Source organism: Naasia sp. SYSU D00948 (assembly GCF_017916515.1).
Lineage (GTDB): Bacteria > Actinomycetota > Actinomycetes > Actinomycetales > Microbacteriaceae > Naasia.
The window spans coordinates 2,519,770-2,545,684 of the sequence record NZ_JAFMTA010000001.1; the positions used below are offsets into that span (position 1 = coordinate 2,519,770).

Annotated in this window: 18 protein-coding genes and 1 other RNA gene; 11 read left to right on the top strand and 8 right to left on the bottom strand. The window is 73.1% G+C overall.

From position 1 onward, the window contains the following. Positions 1–27 precede the first annotated feature (27 nt). Positions 28–1,554 carry a beta-N-acetylhexosaminidase gene (locus J3P30_RS11865; protein WP_210481223.1) on the bottom strand — a complete coding sequence of 509 codons (1,527 nt, stop codon included), beginning with the start codon at positions 1,552–1,554 and terminating at the stop codon, positions 28–30. A 47-nt stretch (positions 1,555–1,601) separates the two neighbouring features. Beyond that, positions 1,602–2,267, bottom strand: a complete 666-nt coding sequence (locus J3P30_RS11870; protein ID WP_210481224.1) for a phosphoribosyltransferase — start codon at positions 2,265–2,267, stop codon at positions 1,602–1,604. Between the two features lie 54 nt (positions 2,268–2,321). Here J3P30_RS11870 and J3P30_RS11875 point away from each other — a divergent pair, with 54 nt between their 5' ends. The 5 genes from J3P30_RS11875 (at position 2,322) to J3P30_RS11895 (ending at position 8,609) form a co-directional block, all read left to right on the top strand. After that, positions 2,322–3,179 (top strand): DUF72 domain-containing protein, encoded by an 858-nt coding sequence (locus J3P30_RS11875; protein WP_210481226.1) that lies wholly within the window; start codon positions 2,322–2,324, stop codon positions 3,177–3,179. A 240-nt stretch (positions 3,180–3,419) separates the two neighbouring features. Further along, positions 3,420–6,599, top strand: a complete 3,180-nt coding sequence (locus J3P30_RS11880) for a cytosine permease (protein ID WP_210481228.1) — start codon at positions 3,420–3,422, stop codon at positions 6,597–6,599. A 16-nt stretch (positions 6,600–6,615) separates the two neighbouring features. Beyond that, positions 6,616–7,356 (top strand): hypothetical protein, encoded by a 741-nt coding sequence (locus tag J3P30_RS11885; protein ID WP_307807488.1) that lies wholly within the window; start codon positions 6,616–6,618, stop codon positions 7,354–7,356. A 125-nt stretch (positions 7,357–7,481) separates the two neighbouring features. Next, an RNA gene (rnpB, locus tag J3P30_RS11890) (RNase P RNA component class A) lies at positions 7,482–7,851 on the top strand. Positions 7,852–7,940: 89 nt separating this feature from the next. Beyond that, positions 7,941–8,609: a class I SAM-dependent methyltransferase gene (locus J3P30_RS11895; RefSeq protein WP_210481229.1), complete on the top strand. Its 669-nt coding sequence runs from the start codon at positions 7,941–7,943 to the stop codon at positions 8,607–8,609. A 120-nt stretch (positions 8,610–8,729) separates the two neighbouring features. On the opposite strand, the gene ppgK is transcribed toward J3P30_RS11895, so the two are convergent. Further along, positions 8,730–9,533, bottom strand: a complete 804-nt coding sequence (ppgK, locus tag J3P30_RS11900; protein ID WP_210481230.1) for a polyphosphate--glucose phosphotransferase — start codon at positions 9,531–9,533, stop codon at positions 8,730–8,732. A gap of 145 nt (positions 9,534–9,678) precedes the next feature. On the opposite strand from ppgK, the gene J3P30_RS11905 reads away from it, so the two are divergent. Further along, positions 9,679–9,879, top strand: coding sequence for an SPOR domain-containing protein (locus J3P30_RS11905; protein ID WP_210481231.1), 201 nt, complete (start codon positions 9,679–9,681; stop codon positions 9,877–9,879). A 210-nt stretch (positions 9,880–10,089) separates the two neighbouring features. Here the strand turns inward: J3P30_RS11905 and panB are convergent, their stop codons facing one another. Together panB and J3P30_RS11915 are read right to left on the bottom strand one after the other, a co-directional pair. After that, positions 10,090–10,905 (bottom strand): 3-methyl-2-oxobutanoate hydroxymethyltransferase, encoded by an 816-nt coding sequence (gene panB, locus J3P30_RS11910; protein WP_210481232.1) that lies wholly within the window; start codon positions 10,903–10,905, stop codon positions 10,090–10,092. 155 nt (positions 10,906–11,060) lie between these two features. Next, on the bottom strand, positions 11,061–12,794 hold the full coding sequence (locus J3P30_RS11915; protein ID WP_210481234.1) for an NAD+ synthase: 1,734 nt from the start codon (positions 12,792–12,794) through the stop codon (positions 11,061–11,063). A 60-nt stretch (positions 12,795–12,854) separates the two neighbouring features. On the opposite strand from J3P30_RS11915, the gene J3P30_RS11920 reads away from it, so the two are divergent. From J3P30_RS11920 to J3P30_RS11935, 4 genes are all read left to right on the top strand, one after another. Then, the gene (locus J3P30_RS11920; protein ID WP_210481235.1) at positions 12,855–14,210 is read left to right on the top strand and encodes a glutamine synthetase family protein; all 1,356 of its coding nucleotides are present in this window, start codon (positions 12,855–12,857) and stop codon (positions 14,208–14,210) included. Between the two features lie 9 nt (positions 14,211–14,219). Further along, the gene (locus J3P30_RS11925) at positions 14,220–17,228 is read left to right on the top strand and encodes a bifunctional [glutamine synthetase] adenylyltransferase/[glutamine synthetase]-adenylyl-L-tyrosine phosphorylase (protein ID WP_210481237.1); all 3,009 of its coding nucleotides are present in this window, start codon (positions 14,220–14,222) and stop codon (positions 17,226–17,228) included. A 136-nt stretch (positions 17,229–17,364) separates the two neighbouring features. Further along, positions 17,365–18,846 carry a choline-sulfatase gene (betC, locus tag J3P30_RS11930; protein ID WP_210481239.1) on the top strand — a complete coding sequence of 494 codons (1,482 nt, stop codon included), beginning with the start codon at positions 17,365–17,367 and terminating at the stop codon, positions 18,844–18,846. A gap of 284 nt (positions 18,847–19,130) precedes the next feature. Continuing rightward, positions 19,131–19,607 carry a GNAT family N-acetyltransferase gene (locus J3P30_RS11935; RefSeq protein ID WP_307807549.1) on the top strand — a complete coding sequence of 159 codons (477 nt, stop codon included), beginning with the start codon at positions 19,131–19,133 and terminating at the stop codon, positions 19,605–19,607. Between the two features lie 109 nt (positions 19,608–19,716). Here the strand turns inward: J3P30_RS11935 and J3P30_RS11940 are convergent, their stop codons facing one another. The 3 genes from J3P30_RS11940 to nirB all read right to left on the bottom strand — a co-directional run bounded on the left by J3P30_RS11940 (position 19,717) and on the right by nirB (position 24,537). Continuing rightward, positions 19,717–20,859, bottom strand: coding sequence for a uroporphyrinogen-III synthase (locus tag J3P30_RS11940; protein WP_307807489.1), 1,143 nt, complete (start codon positions 20,857–20,859; stop codon positions 19,717–19,719). Between the two features lie 77 nt (positions 20,860–20,936). Further along, on the bottom strand, positions 20,937–21,980 hold the full coding sequence (cobA, locus tag J3P30_RS11945; protein ID WP_210481243.1) for a uroporphyrinogen-III C-methyltransferase: 1,044 nt from the start codon (positions 21,978–21,980) through the stop codon (positions 20,937–20,939). 1 nt (position 21,981) lies between these two features. Then, positions 21,982–24,537: a nitrite reductase large subunit NirB gene (nirB, locus tag J3P30_RS11950; protein ID WP_210481245.1), complete on the bottom strand. Its 2,556-nt coding sequence runs from the start codon at positions 24,535–24,537 to the stop codon at positions 21,982–21,984. Positions 24,538–24,783: 246 nt separating this feature from the next. On the opposite strand from nirB, the gene nirD reads away from it, so the two are divergent. Beyond that, the gene (nirD, locus tag J3P30_RS15635) at positions 24,784–25,839 is read left to right on the top strand and encodes a nitrite reductase small subunit NirD (RefSeq protein WP_210481246.1); all 1,056 of its coding nucleotides are present in this window, start codon (positions 24,784–24,786) and stop codon (positions 25,837–25,839) included. Positions 25,840–25,915: the final 76 nt, after the last annotated feature.

The window sequence follows — 25,915 nt, forward strand, 5'->3', positions numbered from 1 at the left end:
GGTTGCGGCTCCCCGCTTCCGCCGCCGCTACCGGCTGACGCTGATCCGATGCTCGGGCGGGAGCTGCTCGAGCTCGAGGAGGGGCGAAGCGGTGTCGAACCTCCGATAGCCGATGCCCGCGGCTTCCAGGCGCGCGGTGTGGCGGGAGAGGCGCCGGTGGAAGTCGGCGAAGTCGCGGTGCTGACCCGGCGCGAGCGGCGACCGCCACACCGCCTCGGCGAAGGCGCAGAGCCGCGGGTAGGTCATGTACTCGGCCTGGCGCACGCCGGGCACGTACTCGGTCCAGAGGTTCGCCTGGGCGCCCAGCACCCGTCCGGCGCCCGGCGCCGCGAGGCGCTCACGTGCTCCGGGAGGCACCGGCTCGAACGCGAAGACGCGGGCGAGGGGGAGCGGGGAGTCGGGGAACGTCACCGGCTCGTCCGGGTTCCTCGACTGGCGGTGGTCGAGGTACACCCATTCGCTCGGCGTCATGACGACGTCGTACCCGGCGAGGGCCGCGTCGATGCCGTGCTGCCGGGTGCGCCAGGCCATCACGAGGATGTCCTGCGGAGCGCCGCCGTCCACGACCTCGTCCCAGGCGACGAGGCGCCGCCCCCGTTCGCGGACGATGTCGTCGATGCGTGCGGTGAACCAGCCCTGCAGGGCCTCCTCGTCCGGCAGGCCGAGCTCGCGCCGCTTCCGCTGCACGGCCGGCGACTCGATCCACTCCTTCTTGGGCACCTCGTCGCCGCCGCTGTGCACGAAAGGCCCGGGGAAGATGTCCATGACCTCCGCCAGCACCTCCCGGACGAAGCGCAGCGTGCTCTCCTCGAGGTTGAGGATCCGCGTGCTGACTCCCCAGCGGGTCCGCACCTGCGCCCTCGCCCCGTTGCCGAGCTCGGGATACGCGGCGATCGCCGCCTCGACGTGACCGGGCAGGTCGACCTCGGGCAGCACTGTGACGTGGCGCTGGGCCGCGTACGCGACGACGAGCTCGAGCTCCTCTCGCGTGTAGGCGCCTCCGTGGGGGAGGCCGTCCTCGCGCACGTCGGCACCGGGATGGTCGAAGCCGACGACGGTGGCGGAGCGCCAGCCGCCGAGCTCGGTGAGGAGCGGGTACCCCGGGACAGGGAGACGCCACCCCTGGTCGTCGGTCAGGTGCAGATGGAGCACGTTGAGCTTGTGGGCCGCGAGCTGGTCGATCGTCGCCAGGAGGAACTCGACGGGGAAGAAGTGCCGCGCGACGTCCACCAGGAACCCGCGCCACGGATGCGCCGGGCTGTCCTCGATGAGCACGCGCGGCAGGCGGACCGGTCCCGGGGCGAGCGCCTCCTCGAGATCCGGCCGGGACAGCCGTTCCGGAGGAAGGAGCTGCAGGAGGGTCTGGACGCCGTAGAAGACCCCGGCGTCGCTCCCGCCGCGGATGCTCACCGCGTCCGGTCCCACTTCGAGGACGTACCCCTCCGGCGGAAGGGACCGGTCGATCTCGCGGTGGACCTGCGACGTGCTCCCCAGGAGGAGGGTCCCCTCGAGCACCTCGATCCGGGCGGGCTGGGGCACGAGACCGAGATCCACGGGCAGCATCCTCGACAACCTCCGAGGCTCAGCCTATGGAATCGTTCTCACGAAGGAGGAGCAGCAGTGCCCCCCTCCCGGCGTGTCCCGGACTCCGCGAGAGCGGCGAGGACCTCGGCGTCGCTCGTCTGATCGAAGTGCGCGTACGCCTGCCCGACGGCGAAGAAGGCCTGCGGGGTCTCGAGGGCCACGAAGTCGTCCGCATGCTCGGAGAGGCCCGCCAGCCAGTCCGCGGGCGCGACCGGGGTCGCGAGCACGATCCGCTCGGCACCGAGGTTCCGGGCGATGCGGCAGGCGGCCTCCGCCGTCGCCCCCGTGGCGATGCCGTCGTCGACGATCACCGCGGTCCTGCCGTGGAGGTCGACGCGCTCGCGTCCCTGGCGGTAGGCGGCCGCGCGCCTCTCGAGCTCGGTCCGCTCGCGCGACTCGATGTCGTCGAGCTGCTCCGGGCGCACCTTGAGGGCCGCGAGCACGCGGTCGTGCAGGACGCGGACGCCGTCCTCGCCGATCGCCCCCATCGCATACTCCGGATTGGCGGGGGAGCCGAGCTTGCGCACCAGCAGCACGTCCAGGGGGGCCTCGAGAGCGCGCGCCACCTCGGCCGCCACCGGCACGCCGCCCCTCGGCAGCCCGAGGACGACAGGGGCGGTCAGTCCGAGCCCCGCGATGCGCTGCCCCAGCTGGATGCCCGCGTCCTCGCGATTCCGGAACACAGGCCTCACGCTACGAGGCCGGGGGCGGACCGGGAAGACCGATAGCCTCGCAGCGTGAGCGAGGCGCGCGCCTGCATCGGGATCTCCGGGTGGCGGTACCGGGGCTGGCGCGGCGACTTCTACCCGAAGGGCCTCGCCCAGCGGCTCGAGCTCGCCTACGCCGCCGAGCGCTTCGGGTCGGTGGAGATCAACGGCTCCTTCTACTCGCTGCAGCGCCCGTCCAGCTACCGCGCGTGGGCGGAGCAGGTGCCCGAGGACTTCGTGTTCGCCGTCAAGGGTGGCCGGTACATCACGCACATGCTGCGGATGAGGGGGGCCGAGGCCGCGCTCGGCAACTTCTTCGCCTCCGGGGTGCTCGCGCTCGAGGAGCACCTCGGCCCGGTGCTGTGGCAGCTGCCCGGTCGCCAGGCCTTCGAGCCCGAGGTCGTGGACGCCTTCCTGGCGCAGCTGCCCAGGACGACCGCCGAGGGGGCGGAGCTGGGCAAGCGGCACGACGAGAAGCTGAAGGGCGAGCCGGCGCTGTCGGTCAACGCGGTGAGGCCCATCCGGCATGCGCTCGAGGTCCGCCACCCGAGCTGGGACTCAGCGGAGTGCGAGGAGGTGCTCCGCCGCCACGGCGTGGCGCTCGTGGTCTCCGACGGCGCGGGGAAGTGGCCGATGATCAGGCGCGTCTCGACGTCCGACTTCGTCTACGTGCGCCTGCACGGCGGCGACGAGCTCTACGTGAGCGGCTACTCGCCGGACGAGCTGCAGGCGTGGTCGGTGGAGGTCCTCGGCTGGCTCGACGGCTCGCCGGACGGCCTGCCCCGGGACGTCTACGTCTACTTCGACAACGACGCCAAGGGCTTCGCGCCCTGGGATGCGCTCGAGCTGCAGCGGCTCGTCGGCGAGGGGCGAACGTCCGCCGGCTGAGGGCGTCGCGGTCCTGTCGGTGCGGGCTCGCGCGGATCAGGAGATTCCCGCCGTCTCTCTGCGCGGTTCAGGAGATTCCGGCCGTTTCGCACGCCGTTCAGGAGTGGCCGCGGCGTGTCGGAGGCGCTGTCCTGATCCGCGCAATCGGCTTCCCCGGGGGCGGCGCCGCGAGCCCGCGAGAGGTGCCCCCCGTTGTGGGGTGGACTGAACGTTCCACCTGACCGTCAGTAGGATTCAGCCATGGCCGAGGCGTGGAAGGACCCTGCGGAGGCGCGGCGCGCGCGCTCCTCGGGCGACCCTTCCGACGACATCCACGACGACGACGAGCTCGCCGCCGCCCTCCGCGCCCAGCTCGATCGTCTGGCCGAGACCGGGGCCATCCCCATCATCCCCGCGTCCGGCGTCCGACCCGGAGCACAGGGCCCTTCCGGGTCACCGGCCCCCGTCCCCTCTGGAACCGCGACAACCGCCGGCTCCCCTGGGGCGGTCCCACCGGTGGCCGGCGCCCGCCCGTCCTGGCCGACCTTCGCTCAGGCGGACTCGGCGAGACGCGGAACCAGAGAGGACGTGGGGGAGCAGCCCCCGCCCGGAGTCCGGAGAGCCGGTGGCGCTGCCGCAGCGACCCCGCCCGCGACCGCTCCGGACCGCCAGCCGGATGACGCTGGTGAGAGCCGCGACGAGGGCGACCGGCCGGCCGGTGCCCGATCGGCGCGGGATGCCGTCGGCAGCTCCCCGGTTCCGCACTTCGCCCCGCCCGTCCTGCCCGTGCCGGAGGCCCCGCCGGAGCCGGTGGACGCGTCGTCCCCGCTGCCCGAGGGTCGGGCGCTCGAGCTGCTCGAGCAGCTGCAGCCCCGGCTCGCGGAGATCCGGCTCGACCCCCAGACCTACGAGGAGTGGCAGCGCTCCCTGCTCGACATCTCCGCGGAGGCCGGAACCATCCCACCGGCACCGGTGTCGACGCAGGAGGAGGAGCCGCTCGCGGGTCCCCGCCGGCGCTCCTCAGCGGAGCCGATGCCTGAGGAGGAGGAGCCGCTCGCCGGTCTCCGCCGGCGCTCGTCGGCGGTGCCGATGGCCGAGGAGGATCCGCTCCCCGGTCCCCGGCGGCGATCCTCAGCAGCGGATCCCCTGCCAGTGCAGGAGGAGGAGGCGCTCCCGGGTCCTCGTCGCCGCTCCGCCGCCGCTCCTCCGGCCGAGTCGCCGGTCGGCATCCCCGCCGAGGAGATCGCCGCCGAGGAGGCCGCCGCCGAGGCGGCCCCCGTCGGGCCGATCCCTGCCGCCGGGGTGCCGACCCCGCCCGCGCCGCCCCGCGAGGAGACCGGCTCGGTGTCCGCGAGGCGAACTGCGGAACCGGCGCGCGAGATCGACGTGCTCCCCGACGCTGAGCGGGCAGGGTCGGAGGTGGTCCCGGCCGGGCCGGGGGACGCGCGCTTCACGCCGCCGCTCGGGCTTCCCCCCGAGCCGTCGCTTCTCCCGTCGCTTCCCGACCTCACGAGCCCGGTCCAGCTTCCGCAGTCGCTGTCGGCGCTTCCGGTCGCCGAGGAGCACGCCGAAGAGGTCATCGACGCCGAGCTCGTCGACGAGGACCAGCCGGCGGAGACGGAAGCGCCACCGGAGGCCGACGCGCCGTCGTCGGACGCCGTCGGCCCGGTCGACGTCCAGCTGGCCGTGCCCGCCGCCGACGCGGCCGCTCTCGCCGTCCGCTCCCGTCCCGCCGTCGGGGAGGACGACGGGGACGAGGGCGAGGAGGTCGAGCGCCTCGACCTGGACGGCATCACGACCGACACCGGACCCATCCGCACGGGGTCCGTGCCGATCGTCGCCGTCCTCGACCGCGACCTCGACGACGACGTCGACGACGTCGCTCCGCCCGAGGAGCTCCTGCCGGTGACCGGCTCGATCCCGCTCTCGCCGACGACGGAGACGGGACCGGTCGAGCCGGTGTCGAGCGCCAGCGTGCGCACGGGGACGATCTCCCTGCCCGTGCCGGAGACCGGTCCGCCCTCGCCGTTCGCGGTGGAGGAGGCGGACCTGCGGCCGATCGAGGAGGAGCAGCGCCTCCGCCGCCCCATCGCCCAGTTCTGGCTCTGGCTCGCCCCCAACAGCTCGGCGCTGACGCTGATCCTGGGAGGCTCGCTCATCACGCTCGGCATCAGCGTCCGCCAGGCGGTCGGGGCCGCCATCCTCGGGGTCGCCCTGGCCTGCCTGCCGCTCGCCGCCAACGTGCTCGCCGTGAAGCGCGCCGCCCAGCCCGTCGCCGTCGCCTCGCGCGCCTCCTTCGGCGCCCGTGGCAACATCCTGCCGACCGTGCTGCTGCTGCTCGTGCGCCTGTTCTGGGCGTCGGCGCTGACGTGGCTCGCCGCCGGGACGGTGCGCTCCGTGCTGGCCGCCGCCGGCTGGGACGCCGTCGTGAGCCCGACGACGGTCGCCGTCGTGTTCGCCGTCGTGTTCCCGGTCGTCGCCTGCCTCGTCGCGGTCTTCGGGCACGGCCTGCTCGCCCGCGTGCACCTGGTGCTCGGCGGGCTGTCGGTCGTCCTCCTGCTCCTGCTGCTCGGCCTCACCGCGCCCCTCCTCGACGGCCCGGCGCTGCTCTCGCGGCCCGACGGGTCGCCCCTCGCCGTGATCGGGGCGGCGGTCGCCGTGGCCTCCCTGCTGTCGGTGGCGTGGGCCGCCGCGGGCGGCGAGCTCGCCCGCTACCAGCAGCCCGGTGCCTCGGGTGCCGCCACCGCGGCCTGGGCGTCCCTGGGTGCGGCGGCGCCCGCCCTCCTGCTCACCGTCTGGGGCGTGCTCCTGTCGGCGTCCTCGTCCGCGGGGGCGCGCTCGGCGCCGGTCGCGACCGTCCTGGAGCGGCTGCCGGCATGGGCTCCGGTGCCGCTGCTGCTCGCCGCCGTGCTGGGCCTGGTCGCGGCGCTCGCGACCGTGCTCTACTCGACGGGCCTCACCGCGGGTGCTCTCGGCATCCCGGGCAGCCGGGCCGTGCGCACGGTGCCCGCCGGGCTGGTCGCGATAGCCGTGGGCATCGTTCTCATGCTCGCCGACCCGCCCCTGGCGCGACTGCTCGGCGACATCCTCCCGGTCCTCGCGGTGCCGGTGCTCGCCTGGACGGGCATCATGGCGGCCGAGCTCGTGCTCCGGCCTCGCGCCTTCGACTCCGGAGCGCTGCTGCGGCGCGGCGGCTCGCGCGACGTCCGCTGGCCGACCGTGGTCGCCCTCGTCGTGATCTCGCTCCTCGGCATCGGGCTCGTCGGCGCGTCCGAGTCCGCGCCTGTCGCCGGATACCTGTGGGCGCTCTTCGGGGTTCCGGCCGACAGCGCGCTCGCGCAGTCGAACCTCGGCGTCCCGCTCGCGATCGTCCTGGGAGCCGCGACGGCCTACGTCGTGAACCGCGCGGAGTCCCGGCCCTCGGGGACCCCGCACTCCTGATCGCTACGCTGGACTCGTGACGGTGCGCGCGGCTCCCCAGGAGCAGGAGAAGCTACTCGACCTGCAGAGGATCGACACCCGGAGCCAGCAGATCCAGCACGCGAAGAGGACGCTGCCGCAGCTCGCCGAGCTCGCGCACATCGCCGCGGCGGGCGACGCGCTGCGCCGCCGGATGGCGACCGAGCAGGGCGCGCTCGAGGACCTGCGGACGGAGCTCGGCCGCATCGAGGCGGACGTCAAGGTCGTCGAGACCCGCATCGCCCGGGACGCCGGCCGGCTCCAGAACACCTCGTCGATGAAGGACGCCCAGGGCCTCGAGCACGAGCTCGCGTCGCTCAAGCGGCGGCAGAGCGACCTCGAGGACATGGAGCTGACCGTCATGGAACGGCTCGAGGAGCAGGAGGGCGTGGTCGCGGGCCTCGAGGAGGAGCGCACGGGTCTCCTCACCCGCCGCGAGACCCTGATGGCTGAGCGCGACAAGGCGGTCGCCGAGCTCGACGCGGAGGCCGCCGAGCTGGCGGCCTCGCGCGAGGCGCTGGTCGCCACGCTCCCGAAAGACCTCGTCGAGCTGTACGAGCGGCAGCGCTCCCGGTACGGCATCGGTGCGGCGCTGCTGCGCCGGGGGATCTCGGGCGGCAGCAACGTCGCGCTGACCGCATCCGATCTCGCCGCGATCCGCGCAGCGCCCGCCGACGAGGTCGTCCTCGACCCGGAGAGCGGCTGCATCCTCGTCCGCACCAGCGAGTCCGGCCTCTGACCGCTCTTTCGTCTGCGCTCGCCTGCGCTCCCGCGGGGAGTGCGGACGCGGCGCGACCGGCGGCGGGGGAGCGGATGTCCGCACGACCCGCGCGGGCGGACGCCCGGTAGACTGCTCGACCGGAATGGGTCGGCAAGACGGCCGCGTCATCCGCGAGGATGCCGAGGAACGTCCGGGCTCCGCAGAGCAGGGCGGTGGGTAACACCCACCCGGGGCAACCCGAGAGCAAGTGCAACAGAGAGCAGACCGCCACGTCGCCTCGTGCGGCGGGGTAAGGGTGAAACGGTGGTGTAAGAGACCACCAGAGGCCTGGGCGACCAGGCCTGCTGGGTAAACCTCGCCCGGAGCAAGGTCAAGCAGGGAACGTCGAGGCTGCTCGCTGAGTTCCCGGGTAGACCGCTGGAGGCGCACGGCAACGTGCGTCCGAGATAGATGGCCGTCCACGGTGTCGTCACGACACCCGGACAGAACCCGGCGTAGCAGCCGGCCCATTCCGCCTCCCTTTCTCTTCTTTCGCGTCCCGCCTTCCGCGATCGGGGTGGGGGCGTCCGCGTGCGCGATCCGGTCCGCCTACGGTGGAGGGGATGCAGCACGGCTGGCTCTCCTGTCCCCGATGCGGGCGCGATCTCGACGGTGAGGACGGGGAGCTGCGCTGTCCCTCCGGGCACCGGTTCGAGGTCGGGCGCCGGGGGTATCCGTCGCTCGTCGTCGGGCGGTCCCCGCTCGTGCGGAGCGAGCCCGCCGCGGTCCTGGACGCCGCCGATGCGGAGTGGGGATCCGGACGGCTGGATGCCCTGATCCAGGCGGTCGAGGCGGTCCTGCCCTCGTGCGCCGGTGTCCGGGTGCTCGACTGCGGGTCCGATCTCGGACACCTCGTCGCGGCGGCAGCAGGTGGGCGCCCGGGGCTGCGGGCGCTGCTCGTCCGAAGCTCGCCGGCGGCCCTCGTGCGGGCGAGGGCCCGCTCAGGCGCGCACGGCGTGCTCGTCGACCCGAGCCGTCCCTGGCCGGTACGGGACGCGTCGGCCGACGCGGTGCTCTGCGCGTTCGCGGATCACCGGCCCGCCGAGTTCCACCGGGTCCTGGCGCCGGGCGGCGTCGCGATCATCGTCGCCCCGCAGCGCCAGGCGGCCGCCGTGGACGACGACGTCTATCCGTGGTTCGAGCACGACCAGACCCGGACGGCCGCCGGTCCCTCCGGCGCCCCGGCGGCGATCATCCGCTTCCGCCGTCGCCGCCGTCCTCTCTCCTGGTGACCGGCGCCCCCCGCCGTCCGACCGTCGAGATGCCACTTGGTGCTCCAAAAAACGGCGAATGGGAGCACTAAGTGGCATCTCGGCGGGGGAGGGGACCCCGCACCGGGAAAGGAGCTGCCGTCAGGCGGTCGCCTTGTCGACCAGGTCGCGCGCGCCCTCGCGGGTCCGGGTGCCGGCGGCGTGCGCCGCGAGCGCGGCCGCGCCCAGGATGCCCGCGTTGTTCCGGAACTTCGCGGGGATGATCGGCGCGCGCAGGTCCAGGTACTTGAAGAACTCGTCCCAGTGCTTCGAGACGCCCCCGCCGACCACGAACAGGTCGGGGGAGAACAGCATCTCGAGGTGGGCGTAGTACTTCTGCAGGCGCTCGCCCCAGTCCTTCCAGCTGAGCCCCTCGCGCTCCATCGCCGCGTAGGAGGCGACCTTCTCGTAGTCCTCGTGGCCGTCGAGAGCCAGGTGGCCGAGCTCGGCGTTGGGCACGAGCACGCCGTTGTAGATGATCGCGCTGCCGATCCCGGTGCCGAGCGTCGTGAGGATCACGAGTCCGCGCTCGTCCTTCGCGGCGCCGAACTGCGACTCGGAGTACCCGGCGGCGTCGGCGTCGTTCACGAAGACGATGTCCCGCCCGAGCGCCTTCTCGAACAGCTGCTCGGCCTGCAGCCCGACCCACTTCTTGGACACGTTCGCGGCCGACATGGTCGTTCCGTGCTGGACGACGGCCGGGAAGCAGACGCCGACGGGCGTGTCCGCCGGAGCGTCGCCGAGCTGCGGGATCAGGGAGACGACGACATCGACGATGTCCTCCGGCGTGCCGCCCTTGGGCGTGGGCTTCTTGACCCGGTCCGACAGCAGGTCGCCCGTGTCCACGTTCACGATGGCGCCCTTGATGCCGGTTCCGCCGATGTCGATGCCGATCGCAGTCGTCATGCGATCCAACCTACTCGTGCCTTCGCGGCAGTCCCACGCCCTTGAGAACCCGGGCGGACCAGGGATATGGCGCCGGGACTCCGCATGCCATCATGGCCGGAGGAGCCGCCGGCGCGGCGGTCCGGATGCCGACCCGGAGGGTGTCATGGGTGACGAGGACCAGCAGTGGTGGTACAACTCGCGGACCGGGGAGGTGGAGCGGGGCAAGATCTCGAACGCCCTCGACCGGGTGGGCCCCTTCGCCACCGAGGAGGAGGCGCGGCACGCTCCCGAGAAGCTGCGGGAGAACGCGGCTCGCTGGGCCGCCGAGGAGGCCGCCGACAACGACTGGGGCCGCCGCAGCTAACACCCTGCGTGTCCGTCTCCCCGCCTTCAACAGCGGGGCTGTCGGCCTCGCCTCGGCGGCGTCCCTGCTCGCCGTCAACAGGCCGAAACTACAAGGACAGGCTGCAGACCGACCTGTCCTGCTGTTGAGCGCGAACTCGCCTGTTGAGCGCCAGAAGCACCACTCGCCTGTCGAGCGCCAGGAGCGGCGGCGGGAGACGGAAGGCGGGGCCTACTCGTACTCGTGCTCGGGGGCCGGGTAGACGCCGGACTCCACGTCGTTCCGGAAGGACTCCACGGCCTGCGTGAGGACGCCGTGGAGGTCCGCGTACTTCTTCACGAAGCGGGGGTAGCGGCCCCCGTGCAGGCCCGCGAAGTCGGTCCACACCATGAGCTGGCCGCTGGTGTGCGGTCCCGCGCCGACGCTGATCGTCGGGATCCGGATGGACTCGGTCACCCGCTTCGCGACCTCGCTCGGCACCATCTCGAGAACCACCGCGAAAGCGCCCGCGTCCTCGACCGCATGGGCGTCGGCGAGGACGGCGTCGGCCGCGTCGCCGCGCCCCTGGACGAGGTGCCCGCCGATCTGGTGCTCGCTCTGCGGCGTGTAGCCGATGTGCGCCATAACCGGGATGCCCGCCGTCACGATCCGCCGGATCTGCTCGGCACTGCGCACCCCGCCCTCGAGCTTCACGGCCTGGGCGTGCGTCTCCTTCATGAAGCGGAACGCCGTCTGCAGGGCCTGGTCCGGCCCGAGCTCGTAGGAGCCGAACGGCAGGTCGGCGATGACGAATGCGCGCTGCGCCGCGTTCGCGACCGCGCGCGTCAGCGGGATGAGCTCGTCGACCGTGACCGGCACGGTGCTGTCGTAGCCGAGGACCACCTGGCCCGCGGAGTCGCCCACGAGGAGGAAGTCGATGCCCGCCTGATCGAAGATCGCGGCCGAGAGCGCGTCGTAGCTCGTGAGCCCGACGATCGGGATGCCGTTGTCCCGCGCCTGCTGGAAGTGCCGTTTCCGCACGCGCTTCAGGGGCGCCGGGTCGCTCATGCGCTCATCCTATTCCCAGCCGAAATCAAGGATCGCGGCCGGGACGGCCGAGCCGGGAGGCACGGAGCGGGAGTCTGCGAGGAACCAGACGAGCTCCGTCCGCCGGCAGGCCTCTCCTCGCCCCCACCGGGCGTCCCGCGCGAGCTCGGCGGGGATCAGGTGCGCTCGTGGCGGTCCGTGATCGGCAGCCGTCGGTCCCGCCCGAAGGCCACCGAGGACACCTTCGGACCGATCGCGCTCTGGCGGCGCTTCCACTCCGCGCGGTCGACCAGGCGGATGACGTGGTCGACGACCTCCGGGTCGAAGCCCAGGTCCTTGATGTCGTTCGGGCCGAAGCGCTTGCCGATGAAGGCGTCGAGGATCTGGTCGAGCACGTCGTACTCGGGCAGCGAGTCCTGGTCCGTCTGACCCGGCCGGAGCTCCGCCGACGGAGGCTTCACGATGCAGTTCTCCGGGATCGGCGGCGTCTCGCCCCGCTCCCACGCGGCATCGTTGCGCCAGCGGGCGAGCTCCCACACGAGCGTCTTCGGCACGTCCTTGATCGGCGCGAAGCCGCCGACCGAGTCGCCGTAGATCGTCGAGTAGCCGACCGCGAGCTCGCTCTTGTTGCCGGTCGTGAGGACGAGCTGGCCCTCCTGGTTCGAGATCCCCATGAGGATCACCCCGCGGACGCGCGCCTGCACGTTCTCGGCGGCGAGGCCCGTCCAGTGGAGCTGATCCTCGAAGGGCTGGACCAGGTCCGCGATCGGCTCGACCCGGTAGTGCAGGCCGATCCGCTCGGCGAGGTCCTCCGCGTCGTCCAGCGAGTGGTCGCTCGACCAGCGGCTCGGCATTCCCACGCCGTACACGCGGTCCGCGCCGAGAGCGTCCGCGGCGATCGATGCGCAGACCGACGAGTCGATGCCGCCGGACAGGCCGAGGATCACGGAGCGGAACTTGTTCTTCTCGACGTAGTCCCGCAGGCCGACGACGAGGGCGTTCCAGATCTGCTCCCGGTCGTCCGGCAGCTCCGCGACGTCGGGGGCGATCTCCGGGCGGTCCCGCTCCCGGCGCGGCAGCTCGACGCGGTTGACGCCCTCGACGATCGTCTGCGGCGTCACGTCGGCCACGTCCACGTCGACGACGAGGAGGTGCTCCCGGAACTGCGGGGCGCGCGCCAGGATCCGGCCGGACTGGTCGACCACGACCGAGTCCCCGTCGAAGACGAGGTCGTCCTGCCCGCCGACGAGGTTGACGTAGGCGACGACCGAGTCGGTCTCCGCGGCGCGACGGCGCACGAGGGGGAGTCGCTGCTCGTCCTTGTCCCGCTCGAACGGGGATCCGTTGATCACGACGAGCAGGCCGGCATCCGCGAGCGACACGCGAGAGACGGGTCCGCCGTCGCGCCAGATGTCCTCGCAGATCGCGAGCGCGATGTCGACGTCGCCGAGGCGGAGCACCGTCAGCTCGTCTCCCGGGATGAAGTTCCGGTACTCGTCGAACACGGAGTAGTTGGGCAGGTGGAACTTCGCCTGCCGCGCCACGAGCTCGCCGCGGTAGAGGACCGCCGCGCAGTTCTGCGCTATCGCCGACGGGGCGTTGCCGAGGCTGTTCACGCGCGGCTCGAACGGCCCGTCGGGGAACCCGACGATGACGGGCAGGTCGCCGAGCCCCTCCTCCTCGAGCCGGCCGGCCAGGTCGTGCAGCACCTCGCGGCTGCGGGACAGGAACGACGGCCGCGTCGACAGATCCTCGATGGGATAGCCGGACAGCGCCATCTCCCCGAACACGGCGAGATCGGCGCCGGAATCGAGCGCGCGACGCGTGTACTCGACGATCGAGTCCGAGTTCTCGCGGAAGGCGCCGACGATGGGATTGGTCTGAGCGAGCGCCAAGCGAACTCTGGGCATAGCCACTAACCTAATAGCGCACTCGACGGGGGCCGCGGGGCCCGCCTCAGAAGGGATTCCGTGGTCGACAAGCAGCGCGACTTCGTCCTCCGAACCATCGAAGAGCGCGGCATCAAGTTCGTGCGCCTCTGGTTCACCGACGTCATCGGCACGCTCAAGTCGGTCGCGATCGCCCCGGCCGAGGTGGAGGGCGCGTTCGCCGAGGGGATCGGCTTCGACGGCTCCGCCATCGAGGGACTCACCCGTGCGTTCGAGGCGGACGTCCTCGCCCATCCCGACCCCACGACCTTCCAGGTGCTGCCGTGGCGCGGCGAGATCGACCCGACCGCCCGCATGTTCTGCGACATCACCACCCCGGACGGGCAGCCGCATGCGGCGGACCCCCGCAACGTCCTGAAGCGCGCCCTCGCGAAGGCGGCGGACCGCGGATTCACCTTCTACACGCACCCCGAGATCGAGTTCTACCTGCTCAAGTCGAGCTCGTTCGGACCCGACGGCCCGGACCCCGTCGACCGGGCCGGCTACTTCGACAACGTCCCGGGCGGCACGGCCCACGACTTCCGGCGCCGGAGCGTCCGGATGCTCGAGGACCTCGGGATCTCGGTGGAGTTCAGCCACCACGAGGCGGGGCCGGGCCAGAACGAGATCGACCTCCGCTACGCCGACGCGCTCACCATGGCGGACAACATCATGACGTTCCGCACGGTCATCAAGGAGGTGGCGATCGAGCAGGGCGTCTACGCGACGTTCATGCCGAAGCCGCTCCAGACCGAGCCGGGCAGCGGCATGCACATGCACATGTCGCTGTTCGAGGGCGACACCAACGCGTTCTTCGACCCCGGCGCGCAGTACCAGCTCTCGACCATCGGGCGTCAGTTCATCGCGGGTCTCCTGCGGCACGCGCCGGAGATCACCGCGGTGACGAACCAGTTCGTCAACTCCTACAAGCGGCTGTGGGGCACCACCGAGTCGAAGCTCGGCGAGGCGCCCAGCTTCATCACGTGGGGCCACAACAACCGCTCGGCGCTCGTCCGCGTGCCGCTCTACAAGCCCGGCAAGGGCACGTCGTCGCGTGTCGAGTACCGGGCCATCGACTCGGCCGCGAACCCCTACCTCACGCTGGCACTGATGCTGGCCGCCGGCCTCAAGGGCATCGAGGAGGGCTACGAGCTCCCCGCCGAGGCGGAGGACAACGTGTGGGAGCTGACCGACGCGGAGCGCCGCGCCCTCGGCTACCGGCCGCTGCCCGCGAGCCTCGACCACGCCATCCAGTTCATGGAGGAGTCCGAGCTCGTCGCCGAGACGCTCGGCGAGCAGGTGTTCAACTACGTGCTGCTCAACAAGCGGCGCGAGTGGCGTGAGTACCGGGCCCAGGTGACGCCGTACGAGCTGCGGTCGAACCTCGAGGTCCTGTAGCCGCCTGAGATGCGCCGGGAGCTGACGACCCTCAGCGAGCTGGCGCGGCTCGGCTTCGCCGACCTCGGCAGCGTCCGGGGCAAGCTCGACGAGCTCGAGAGCCTCGTCGGGACGGGGGAGGACCTCCTCCCGCTCCTCGGCGGCGTCGCGGATCCCGACCAGGCGCTGGACGAGCTGCTGCGCCTCGCCCGGCGGCATCCGGGCGAGGTGACGGCCGCGCTGTCCTCCGCGGGTGCTGCCCGGCGGCTGCTGCTCGTGCTCGGCGCGTCCGCGGGGCTCGCCGACTTCCTGAGCCGGCGCCCGGAGGCCTTCGCCGCACTCGCGGAGCCGTTCCTCGAACTGCCGGCCGCCGAGGAGATCCGCGCCGACCTGCTGGACGCGGTGGGAGCCGGCGAGGACGGTGTCGCGGCCCTGATCGGCGACGAGGGGCGGATCGCCCTTCGGGCGCGCTACCGGCGGCTGCTGCTCCGGCTCGCCGCGTGGGATCTGGGCCAGGACCGGCCGGTGGAGGGCATCCAGCCCGTCACGGCGATGCTCGCCGACCTCGCCGCCGCCGCGCTCGACGCCGCCCTCGCGGTCGCGCGGGCGGATGCCGCTCGGCCGGGAGCCGGCCCGGGGCGGTTCCGCCCGGAGGACATCGCCGCGACCCGGCTCGCGATCATCGGCATGGGCAAGGCCGGCGCACGCGAGCTCAACTACGTCAGCGACGTCGACGTCATCTTCGTGGCGGAGCCGGCGGAGGGCAGTGAGCTCGACGCCGAGAAGGCCGTCACGATCGGCACGCGGCTCGCCATGCTCACGATGCGCGGCATCCACGAGATCGCCGTGGAGCCGGCGCTCTGGGAGGTCGACGCCAACCTCCGGCCGGAGGGAAAGAAGGGCGCGCTCGTCCGCACCCTCGAGTCCCACCTCGCCTACTACGACCGGTGGGCCAAGGACTGGGAGTTCCAGGCGCTGCTCAAGGCACGCGCGATGGCCGGCGACCGCGCGCTCGGCGAGCAGTACGTCGAGCGCGTCTGGCCCAAGGTCTGGTCGAGCTCCGAGCGGCCGAGCTTCGTCGAGCAGGTGCAGCGGATGCGCGAGCGGGTGACCGAGCACATCCCGGCCGAGGACGTCGAGCACCAGATCAAGCTCGGCCGTGGCGGCATCCGCGACATCGAGTTCACCGTGCAGCTCCTGCAGCTCGTCCACGGACGCACGGACCCCGCCATCCGCGAGCGCGGCACCCTCCCCGCCCTGCAGGCCCTCGCGGCCGCCGGCTACATCGGCCGATCCGAGGCCGCCGAGTTCGCGGACGACTACCGCGTGCTCCGACTGCTGGAGCACCGGCTCCAGCTCGAGCGGCTGCGGCGCACGCACCTCATGCCGCGGGACGAGACCCGGCTCCGGGTGCTGGCCCGCTCGTCCGGACTCGGCACGACGGCGGAGGAGCTGCTCAGCCGGTGGCAGCGCACGAAGGTCGCGGTGCGCAGCCTGCACGAGCGGCTGTTCTACCGGCCGCTGCTCTCCGCGGTCGCGCGCATGCCGGGGTCCGCCCTCGCGCTGACGAGCGCACAGGCGGAGGCGCGGCTCGCGGCCATCGGCTTCGTCGACCCCCGCGGCGCCCTCGGTCACATCGCCGCGCTCACCCAGGGCGTGTCCCGCCGTGCGACGATCCAGCGCCATCTGCTGCCCGTCCTGCTGCAGTGGCTCGCCGACGGCGCCGATCCGGACGGCGGGCTCCTCGCGTTCCGCCGCATCAGCGAGTCCCTCGGCGACGCGCACTGGTTCCTCCGGATGCTGCGCGACAGCCACGAGGCGGCCTTCCGGCTCACCCAGGTGCTGTCCGGCTCGCGCTTCGTCGTGGAGCTGCTGGAGCGGTACCCGGAGGCCGTCGGCTGGCTCGAGGACGAGGAGGACCTGCGGCCCCGCGGCTGGGATGCGCTGCGCGAGGAGACGAGCGCGACCATCCTGCGGCATCGGGACAAGGACGCCGCGGCGGGCGCCCTCCGCACCGCCCGGCGCCGGGAGATCCTCCGGCTCGCCCTCGCCGGGATCCTCGGGTTCGTGAAGATCGAGGAGCTCGGACGGGCCCTCTCCGACATCACCACCGCGCTGCTGGTCGGGGTGCTCCGCAGCATCCGGCGCGAGGACGGTCCCTGGCCGGAGTTCGCGATCATCGCGATGGGGCGGTACGGGGGAGCGGAGCTCGGCTTCGGCTCGGACGCCGACATCATGTACGTGTACCGGCCGATCGCCGGCATGGCGCCCGAACTCGCGCAGTCCAAGGCGGAGCAGATCGTGAAGGAGATCACCCGTCTCACCGCGGACGCGCGCCTGCCGCTCGAGCTCGACCTGGACCTCCGGCCCGAGGGCAAGCAGGGCCCCCGGGTGCGGTCCCTCCGCTCCTACGAGGCGTACTACGCGCGGTGGTCGCTCACCTGGGAGGCGCAGGCCCTGCTCAGGGCCCGCGGCGTGGCGGGCGACCACGACCTCGTGCACGAGTTCACCGCCCTCGCCGACCGGGTGCGGTACCCCGCGGAGGTCGCGGAGAGCGAGGTGCGGGAGATCAAGCGGATCAAGGCGCGCGTCGAGAACGAGCGGCTGCCGCAGGGCGCCGACCCGGCCCGGCACCTGAAGCTCGGCCGGGGGACGCTCAGCGACGTGGAGTGGCTCGTGCAGCTGCTCCAGCTCCAGCACGCCGCGCGGGTCCCCGCCCTGCGCACACAGTCGACGATGGCGGCTCTGACCGCCGCCGTGAACGCGTCGCTCCTCAATCCCACGGATGCCGAGCGGCTGCGCGCGGCCTGGCTGCTGTCGTCGCGCCTCCGCTCCGCGATCACCCTGTCGGCCAACAAGACCTCGGACCTCCTGCCGTCCGGACGCCGCCAGCTCGACGGCATCGCGCGGCTGCTGGGCTTCCCGCCCGGGTCCGCCGCGGTGCTGGAGGACGAGTACCTGCGCGTCACCCGGCGCTCGCGCACGGTGTTCGAGCGGCTCTTCTACGGCGAGCCCAGCCGCGTCCGCCCCGAGATGTGAAGCCCGTCGAGATGCCACCTGGTGCTCCCTTCTCCCTGCTTTGGGAGCACCAGGTGGCACTTCGACGGGTGGGTCGAGGGGAGGGACGCGCTCTGGTAGAACGGGAGGGGAACGTTCCCGGAGTGCGAGGGCGGGCATGGCGGACACCGGCGGCCGGGACGTGCGGCCCAACATCCTGCTGATCCTCGCCGATCAGGTCGTCCCGTTCCTGACCGCGCCGTACGGCGATCCGGTCGCGAGGACCCCGAACCTGCAGCACCTCGCCGAGCGGGGCGTGCGCTTCGACGCCGCCTACACGCCCGCGCCGCTCTGCGCCCCGGCGCGGGCCGCCCTCGTGGCCGGGCGCGACGCATCCGCTCTGGGGTGCTTCGACAACGCCTCGATCCTGCCCTCGGACGTGCCGACGATGGGGCACTACCTGACGAACCAGGGCTACGACACGGTGCTGACCGGCAAGATGCACTTCATCGGCCCCGACCAGCTGCACGGGTTCCGGCGCCGGCTCACCACCGACGTCTTCCCGGCGAGCCTCGACTGGGTTCCCGTGCCGGACGAGCACGGCCGGTTCCCGGCCGGCGGGCACGCGCGCCACTACGCGGATCCCGATCCCGGCGTCCGGACGTGGACGAAGTTCATGGACTTCGACGAGGAGACCCAGCACCGGGCGCTGCAGTACCTCCGTGAGCGCGGCCGGACCCAGGCCGCCGAGCCGTTCGGCATGATCGTGTCCTTCCACCACCCGCACGACCCGTTCCACGTGCCGCGGGAGTACTGGGACCTCTACGAAAATGTCGACATCCCCCTCTCGTCCTGGCCGGAGGGGATCGCCGAGTCGGTCATGGACCGGTGGGCGAACGAGGCCCACGACACCGCCGGATTCGACCTGCTCGACCCGGACTCGCGGCGCCGGCTGCGGCGGGCGTACTACGCGGCGCTCAGCTACGTGGACGACAAGATCGGCGCGATGCTCGACGCGCTCCGGGCGTCGGGGGAGCTGGAGCGGACCGTGATCGTCGTGACGAGCGATCACGGCGACATGATGACCGAGCGCGGCATGGTGCAGAAGCGCACCTTCTACGAGTGGTCGTCCCGCGTCCCGCTCACCCTGACCTTCCCCGACGGGGCGTACGCCGGCTCCGCCGTGCCCACGCCCGTCTCGCTGATCGATCTCCTGCCGACGTTCCTCGACCTCGCGGGCGTCCCGGAGGCGGGCCGCGCGCAGCTCGACGGCCGCAGCCTCCTGCCGGTGCTCGAGGGCGGGCACGACGGGAACGTCCCGGTCTTCTCCGAGTATCACCTCGAGAAGGTGCACGCGCCCTGCTTCATGGTCCGCCGCGGCCGCTGGAAGTACGTCTACGTGCACGGCCACGACCGCCAGCTGTTCGACCTCGAGACGGACCCGGACGAGTGGACGGACCTGTCCGGCCGTCCCGAGCACGCGGACGTCGAGGCGGAGCTGCACCGGCTGCTCCTCGAGCGCTTCGACCCCGACGCCCTCGCCGCCGCCGGACAGGCGAGCGTCCGCCGCCGCGCCATCGTCGCCGAGGCGATGCGGCGCAACCACCAGCACTGGGACTACACCCCGGTCTTCGACGCCACCCGCCAGTACGTGCGGTGACGCCCTTTGCGCGGATCAGGAGTTTCGACGCGGTTCAGGGGATCCGGCGGGTCTCGCACGCGGTTCAGGAGGACTCGCCGCGCCGGGACGGGGGAGTCCTGATCCGCGCAACAGCGTGCAGCCCGACGGCACGGTTGCAGGGTCCGCCGCGCGTCGTACCGTGGATGCCGTGACCGAGGACGCCGTCCGCATCGTCCCCATCGGCGAGGTGCCGTGGGCCGATGTGGAGACGGTGTTCGGCACGCGAGGGGATCCGTCCCGCTGCTTCTGCCAGTGACTTCAAGCTGTCGGGAGGGCAGTGGCGGGGGTCGACCCGGGAGCAGTGCCGCGACGCGCTCCGCGAGCAGGCGCGGGAGGCGCCGGGGCCGGGGCTCGTCGCCTACCTCGGGAACGAGCGCGCCGGGTGGTGCGCCGTCGAGCCGCGAGCGAACTACGAGCGGCTCCGCTCGTCCCGGGTCCCCAGGGCGAGCCCGGACAGCGACTTCGAGGACACCTCGATCTGGGCGATCACGTGCCTCGTGGTCAGGGTCGGGTTCCGGAGGCGGGGCATCGCCCGGGTCCTCGTCCGGGCCGCGATCGAGCACGCGCGGGCGAACGGGGCGACGGTCGTCGAGGCGTACCCGGTGGACACGGACGAGCGACCGGATGCGAGTGCCGCGGAGCTGTACCACGGCACGGTGTCCCTGTTCCGCGCCGCGGGCCTGGAGGTGGCAGCCACGCCGCTGCCCGGACGCGCGCTCATGCGGCTCCGCGTCGGCTGAACCCCGTCTTCCCGAGCCGCACCGCTTCCCGACGGGAGGGGGCGACTTGCCGAAAAGTCGGCCCCGCAGCCCCCGCGCGCCCGATTTTTCGGCAAGTCGGCCGTCCGCGTCAGGCGGGAACGGCGATCCGGTATCCGCGTTTGATCACCGTCGCGACGATGCGCGGGTCGGGAAGCGCCGAGCGCAGCCGGCTGATCGCCATGTCGACCGCGTGCGGGTCGAGGGGCTCCGGTGCCGCGCCCGCCAGCGCGTCGCGCGGCACGATCGCGCCCTCGGCCGCCACCAGGGCCCGGAAGAGGGCGAGCGAGACCGGGCCGAGCGGAACTGCCGTGCCGCCGATCCGGGCCACCCTGCCGCGGAGCTCGAGCGGCCCGCCAACGGTGTCGAGCCGCAGTGCGCTCGACTCGAGGTGTTCGCACGTGAGCCGGATGAGCGCGCCCATCCGGAACCGGTCCGGGACGATGGGCAGGATCCCGGCCTCGACCAGCGGAGCGGCCGTCACCGGGCCGACCGCGGCGGCGACGACGGACTCCCGGAACGCGCTCTGCAGCGCCTCCAGCCGACCCGCCTCGGCCGCGATCGCGAAGAGCGCCTCGACCGCTGGAGCGCTCGTGAACGTGACAGCGTCGAGGCCCCCCGTGCAGATCCCCTCGATCAGCCGCAGCACCCGCCCCGTGTCCTCGTGCATCGTCCAGCGGTACGGCGCCACGGTGAGCACGCGGGCGCCCGCCGCGGACAGCCGCGCGAGCTGGCTCTCATCCGTGTAGCCGTGCAGCTGCACCGCGACGGTGAGCCCGTCGACCGGCTGCTTGAGGACCAGATCGACCATCGACGTTGTCGTCTCCCGTTCGCTCATGCCGTGGTCGTCGAGGCCCGCGGCACGGATGGCGCCCCGCGCCTTCGGCCCGCGGACGTAGATGCGCCCGTGCTCGAGGACCTCGTGCAACTCGTCTCCGAGCCCTACGGCGTCCGCCGCCTCGATCCAGCGCCGCATCCCGAAGGAGGTCGTCGCGAGGAGGATGTCCGGCCTCGCGGCGATGATCGCGCGCGTCTCCTCTTCGAGCATCCCGTCGTCCCCGGCGCCGCTCATCCGGATCGTCGGGGCATGCGTGACCTCGGCGCCTCGGCGCTCGAACGCGGCGATGAGATCGTCGGAGCGACGATCCGAGGTGACGCCGATCCGGAAGCCCTCGAGCTGGTCCGGCCGGAAGCCGGGCGCGGAGGTGTCCGCGTCGGCAGGAACGGAACTCACCGCCTGGACGGCGCCGAGACCGGCACCGACCGCGTCGACAGGACCGGGACCGGCCGCGCGCGAGGGAGCCGCCGTGGTCACGAAGCCAGCCGGGCCGCGGTCTGCAGGAGCTCCGCGGCCCCCGCTCGGTCGGCGTCCGCGGCGACGCGGACCACCTCGCCGACGACGATCACCGCCGGCGAGCTGGGGCGCAGCGTGCCGAGCAGCCCGGTGACCTCTCCCACCGAGGACACGGTCGCCCGCTGGGAGGGGGAGTAGCCGCGCTCGATGATCGCGAGCGGCATGCCGGCGGGCATGCCGTGGCGCTGCAGCCCGGCGGCCAGGTGCGGAAGGTTCGTCACGCCCATCAGCACCACGAGCGTGCCGCCGAGCCCGACCAGGTGCTCGAGCTCGTCCTCGCTGAACGGCGCGTGACCGGAGATCACGGTGAACGCGCGGCTCACCTCGCGGTGCGTCACCGGGATGCCCGCCGCGGCGGGGACCGAGATCGCGCTCGTCACACCCGGCACCACGGTCACCGGGACGCCGGCCCGCCGGCACGCGAGGACCTCCTCGCCCCCCCGGCCGAAGACGAACGGATCGCCGCCCTTGAGCCGGACGACCCGGAGGCCGCGCAGCGCGTGCTCGACGAGCATCGCCTCGATCTCGTGCTGCGGGACGGCGTGGTGGCCCGGCGTCTTGCCGACGTCGACGAGCTCCGCGCCGGGCGCGGCCTCGGCCAGGAGCTCGCGCGGGCCGAGCCGGTCGTACAGGACCACGTCCGCCTCCGCGAGCGCGCGGCGTCCGGCCAGCGTCAGCAGCTCGGGGTCGCCGGGTCCGCCGCCGATGAGGGTGACGAGCCCACGCGGCGTGGGGGATACGGGCGCCTCGTCGGCGAGCAGCGCTCCGGCCGTCCGCGCGGCCTCGGCGAGGCGGCGGCGGATCCCGGCGGGCCCCTCGACCCAGACGACGAGGCGCGGGAGCGCGGGGTTTCCTGCGTACAGCCGCCGCGCGAGGTCGGCGGCGTCGAGCACGGTGACGACGGCTCCGGCGGCCCGGACGCGCGCGACGACCCTGCGGGTGCCCGACGGGGTGCCGATCACGAGCACGTCCTGCCCGGTCAGATCGAGGTTCAGCTCCATGTCACGCCTTCCGCACCGGGATCGAGGGACCGGACAGGAGGACCGGCCCGGCGGCCCGCTCCTCGGCGGTGGCCGGCCGGCGCTGGCCCCGCTCGCTCACCTTCACGATGCCGGGGTCGGCGGCGTCGGGAGCGTTGACGAACGAGCGGAAGCGCCGCAGCCGCTCCGGGTCGGCGAGGGTCGCCGCCCACTCGTCCTCGTAGTTCTCGACGTGCAGGGCCATCGCGGCCTCCAGCTCGTCCGCGATGCCGAGGGAGTCGTTGCACACGACGTCGCGCACGTGCTCGAGCCCGCCGGGCAGCTCCTCCTGCCAGCGGGCGGTACGCTGCAGGCGCTCCGCCGTGCGGATGTAGTACATGATGTAGCGGTCGATGTACCGGATCAGCGTCTCGTCGTCGAGGTCCTGCGCCAGCAGCTGCGCGTGCGCGGGCTGGTAGCCCCCGTTGCCGCCGACGTAGAGGTTCCATCCTGCGTCCGTGGCGATGACGCCGATGTCCTTGCCCCGCGCCTCCGCGCACTCGCGGGCGCAGCCGGAGACGCCGAGCTTGAACTTGTGCGGCGACCGCAGCCCCCGGTAGCGGAGCTCGAGCTGCACGGCCATCCCCACGGAGTCCTGGACGCCGTAGCGGCACCAGGTCGACCCGACGCAGGACTTCACCGTGCGCAGGGACTTGCCGTAGGCGTGCCCGGACTCCATCCCGGCCTCGACGAGGATCTTCCAGATCTCGGGCAGCTGCTCGAGACGGGCCCCGAAGAGGTCGATCCGCTGCCCGCCGGTGATCTTCGTGTAGAGGTCGAACTGCTGGGCGACCTCCGCGATGACCTTGAGCTTCTCGGGCGTGATCTCGCCGCCCGGGATGCGCGGGACGACCGAATAGGTCCCGTCCTTCTGCATGTTGGCGAGTGCCCGGTCGTTGGTGTCCTGCAGGGGACCGGAGCCGCCGTCGAGGATGTAGCTGCCGGTCTGGGTCGCGAGGACGGACGCGATCACGGGCTTGCAGACGTCGCAGCCGAGGCCCTGCCCGAAGCGGGCCAGGACCTCCTCGGCCGACCGCAGGCCCAGGATCCGCACCGACTCGAACAGCTCGCTGCGGCTGAGCGAGATGTGCTCGCAGAGCGCCTTGGAGACCTCGAGGCCCGCCTTGGCCATCTCGGTGTCGAGGAGCTTCTTCACGAGCGGGACGCAGGAGCCGCACTGGGTGCCGGCCCGAGTGCAGGACTTGAGCTCGCCGAGGTCGGTGCACCCGTCGGTCACCGCGTGGCGGACGGCGCCGACGGACACGTTGTTGCAGGAGCAGAGCTGCGCGTCGTCCGGCAGGTCGGCGCCCGCGGGTGCCTCGGCGCCCGAGGCCGAGAGGTACGCCCCGGGCTCCGCCGGGAGCTCGCGGCCGAGCAGCGGCCGCAGCGCGCTGTAGGGGGCGGCGTCGCCGACGAACATGCCGCCGAGCAGGGTCTTCGCGTCGTCGCTGACCACGATCTTCTGGTACAGACCACGTGCCGGATCCGCGTAGACGACCTCGAGCGCCCCGGCGGTCCGCCCGAGCGCGTCGCCGAAGCTCGCGACCTCGACGCCCGCGAGCTTGAGCTTCGTGGCGTCGTCGATGCCGGGGAAGACCGCGCCTCCGCCGCAGATCCGGTCGGCCACGACCTCGGCCATCGCGTTCGCCGGGGCGACGAGGCCGACGCAGACGCCGCCGATGCTCGCCACCTCGCCGATCGCCCAGACGTGCGGCGCGGAGGTCCCGCATCCCTCGTCCACGGCGATCCCGCCGCGGGCTCCCAGGTTCAGCCCGGCCTGCCGGGCGAGCTCGTCCCGAGGGGTGATGCCGATCGAGAACACGACGATGTCGGCGTGCACGGCGCTGCCGTCGGTGAGCTCGACCCCGAGGACGCGTCCGCTGTCGGACGTGACCACGCGGGTGGGCCGGTTGCCGAGGTGCAGCGCGATGCCGGACGAGGAGATGATGCGGCCGAGCGACTCGCCGGCGCCCTGGTCCAGCTGGGCGGACATGAGCCAGCGGCCGGAGTGCACGACGGCGGCGCGCGCGCCGAGCCGGTGCGCGCCGCCGGCCGCCTCGAGGCCGAGGAGCCCGCCGCCCACCACGACGACGTTGGCGGGACGCCCGTGGCGTTCGCGGAAGGCCGCGATCTCCTCGACGAGGCCGTCGACGTCCTCCAGCGTCCGGTAGACCCGGCCCGCCTCGGCGCCGGGGATGGCAGGCACGGTGGGGGAGGAGCCGGTCGCGAGCACGAGCTCGTCGTAGGCGAGGACCTCGCCCGACTCGAGCGTGACGTGGCGGCCGTCCGGGTCGATCGCGACGACCCGGCGGTCGCCCCGGTACGCGACCCGGTCCCACAGGGCGGAGTCGCCGAGCGCGAGGTCGACGGGGCCGTCGAGCCGTCGGGAGAGGGCGACCCGGTCGTACGGCCGATGCCGCTCCTCGCCGAGGACGGTCACGGCGAGCGGGACGCCGTCGCGCGAGGCGAGGGACTCCGCGAGGCGATGGCCGGCGGGGCCGCCGCCGACGATGAGCACGCGGCGAGGCGTTTCCTGCATGCTTGCTGTCCTCCGGAGGTCGGGGTCCGGTCCGGCGCGAGAGGCGCGGTCGGTCCTGCCCAACGCTAGAGACGCGCGGTTTCACCCCCGTTGCCTCCCTGTAACGGCAGATGACGCGCACCTCACGCCGGGGGAGAGGTCGCGTGAGGTCTTCGTTACGAGCGCGTCACGCCCGCGGCCTCGTGCGGAAACATCGCCTGCCTAGCGTCGGATCGTCCCCCGATTGAGATTCGCGAGGAGTTCCGGATGACGCTGCTCGACACCGCACCGAGCGCCCGCACCCGCACGGCGGCTCCGTGGGTCCCCGTGTGCCGCCTCGAGGACCTCGAGCCGCTCTGGGGCGAGGCGGCGCTGATCGGCGCCGACCAGGTCGCCCTCTTCCTGCTGCCGGACGGCAGCGTCCACGTGACGTCCAATGCGGACCCGGCGACGGGCGCCTTCGTGATGTCGCGCGGCATCGTCGGCTCGCGTGCGGGCCGGCCGACCATCGCCTCCCCGCTGCACAAGGACGTCTTCGACCTCGAGACGGGCGCGTGCTACACCAAGCCGGACCTCCGGCTGCCGACGTGGAGGGTCCGCGACCGCGACGGGATCCTCGAGGTCGCACAGCGGGTCGCGCTCGTCGCGGCGTCCCACGGGACGTCCGACCCCGCCGGCCGTCGCGCCGTCGCCGGCCTCGTCGATGGCGTGCGGCGCCGTCTCCCGGCAACGGACGTGCGGGACGCGTTCGTGGACATCGAGGACCCGGACGTGCCGTCCGTGCTCGACGCCCTCGAGGACGACGCGCCCGCCGCGATCGTGCCGCTGCTGCTCTCGGCGGGGTACCACGTCCACGTCGACCTGGCGGAGGCCGCCGCCGAAGCCTCGCGGAGCACGACCGTCACCGGAGCACTCGGCCCGGACCGCCGGCTCGCGGTCGTCCTCGCCCGGCGCCTGCGGGAGGCCGGTCTCGCCGCGGGCGACTCCGTCGTCCTCGCCGCTGCCGGATCGAGCGACGCGGCCGCCGTCGCGGACTGCGCCGTCACCGCGGACCTGCTCGCCGCCGAGCTCGGCCGGCCCGTGGCCGTGTCCTACATCTCCGCCGCGTCACCGCGCGTGGCCGACGCCGTCGCCTCCGCGCGGCTGGCATCGCCCGGCGCACGCGTCGCCGTCGCGAGCTACCTGCTCGCGCCGGGGTACTTCGCCACGCTGGCCGCGCGCGCCGGCGGCGACCTCACCAGCCGCCCTCTGCTCGTGGACGACGAGGAGCCGCCGGCCGAGCTCGTCGACATCGTCGTCGAGCGCTACTCGTCCGCCGTCTGACCCCGCTCGCGGGCCGCGCGCCCGCGCTGCCCGGACTCCTGCCGCTCCTTTCGCCCTCCCATCCCTAGGACCTCCT

What these genes read in the sequence shown, in the direction of transcription:
- J3P30_RS11880 (WP_210481228.1), top strand. Translation starts at nt 3,420, where the DNA reads ATGGCCGAGGCGTGGAAGGACCCTGCGGAGGCGCGGCGCGCGCGCTCC.
- J3P30_RS11895 (WP_210481229.1), top strand. Translation starts at nt 7,941, where the DNA reads ATGCAGCACGGCTGGCTCTCCTGTCCCCGATGCGGGCGCGATCTCGAC.
- ppgK (WP_210481230.1), bottom strand. Translation starts at nt 9,533, where the DNA reads ATGACGACTGCGATCGGCATCGACATCGGCGGAACCGGCATCAAGGGC.
- J3P30_RS11905 (WP_210481231.1), top strand. Translation starts at nt 9,679, where the DNA reads ATGGGTGACGAGGACCAGCAGTGGTGGTACAACTCGCGGACCGGGGAG.
- panB (WP_210481232.1), bottom strand. Translation starts at nt 10,905, where the DNA reads ATGAGCGACCCGGCGCCCCTGAAGCGCGTGCGGAAACGGCACTTCCAG.
- J3P30_RS11915 (WP_210481234.1), bottom strand. Translation starts at nt 12,794, where the DNA reads ATGCCCAGAGTTCGCTTGGCGCTCGCTCAGACCAATCCCATCGTCGGC.
- J3P30_RS11925 (WP_210481237.1), top strand. Translation starts at nt 14,220, where the DNA reads ATGCGCCGGGAGCTGACGACCCTCAGCGAGCTGGCGCGGCTCGGCTTC.
- betC (WP_210481239.1), top strand. Translation starts at nt 17,365, where the DNA reads ATGGCGGACACCGGCGGCCGGGACGTGCGGCCCAACATCCTGCTGATC.
- cobA (WP_210481243.1), bottom strand. Translation starts at nt 21,980, where the DNA reads ATGGAGCTGAACCTCGATCTGACCGGGCAGGACGTGCTCGTGATCGGC.
- nirB (WP_210481245.1), bottom strand. Translation starts at nt 24,537, where the DNA reads ATGCAGGAAACGCCTCGCCGCGTGCTCATCGTCGGCGGCGGCCCCGCC.
- nirD (WP_210481246.1), top strand. Translation starts at nt 24,784, where the DNA reads ATGACGCTGCTCGACACCGCACCGAGCGCCCGCACCCGCACGGCGGCT.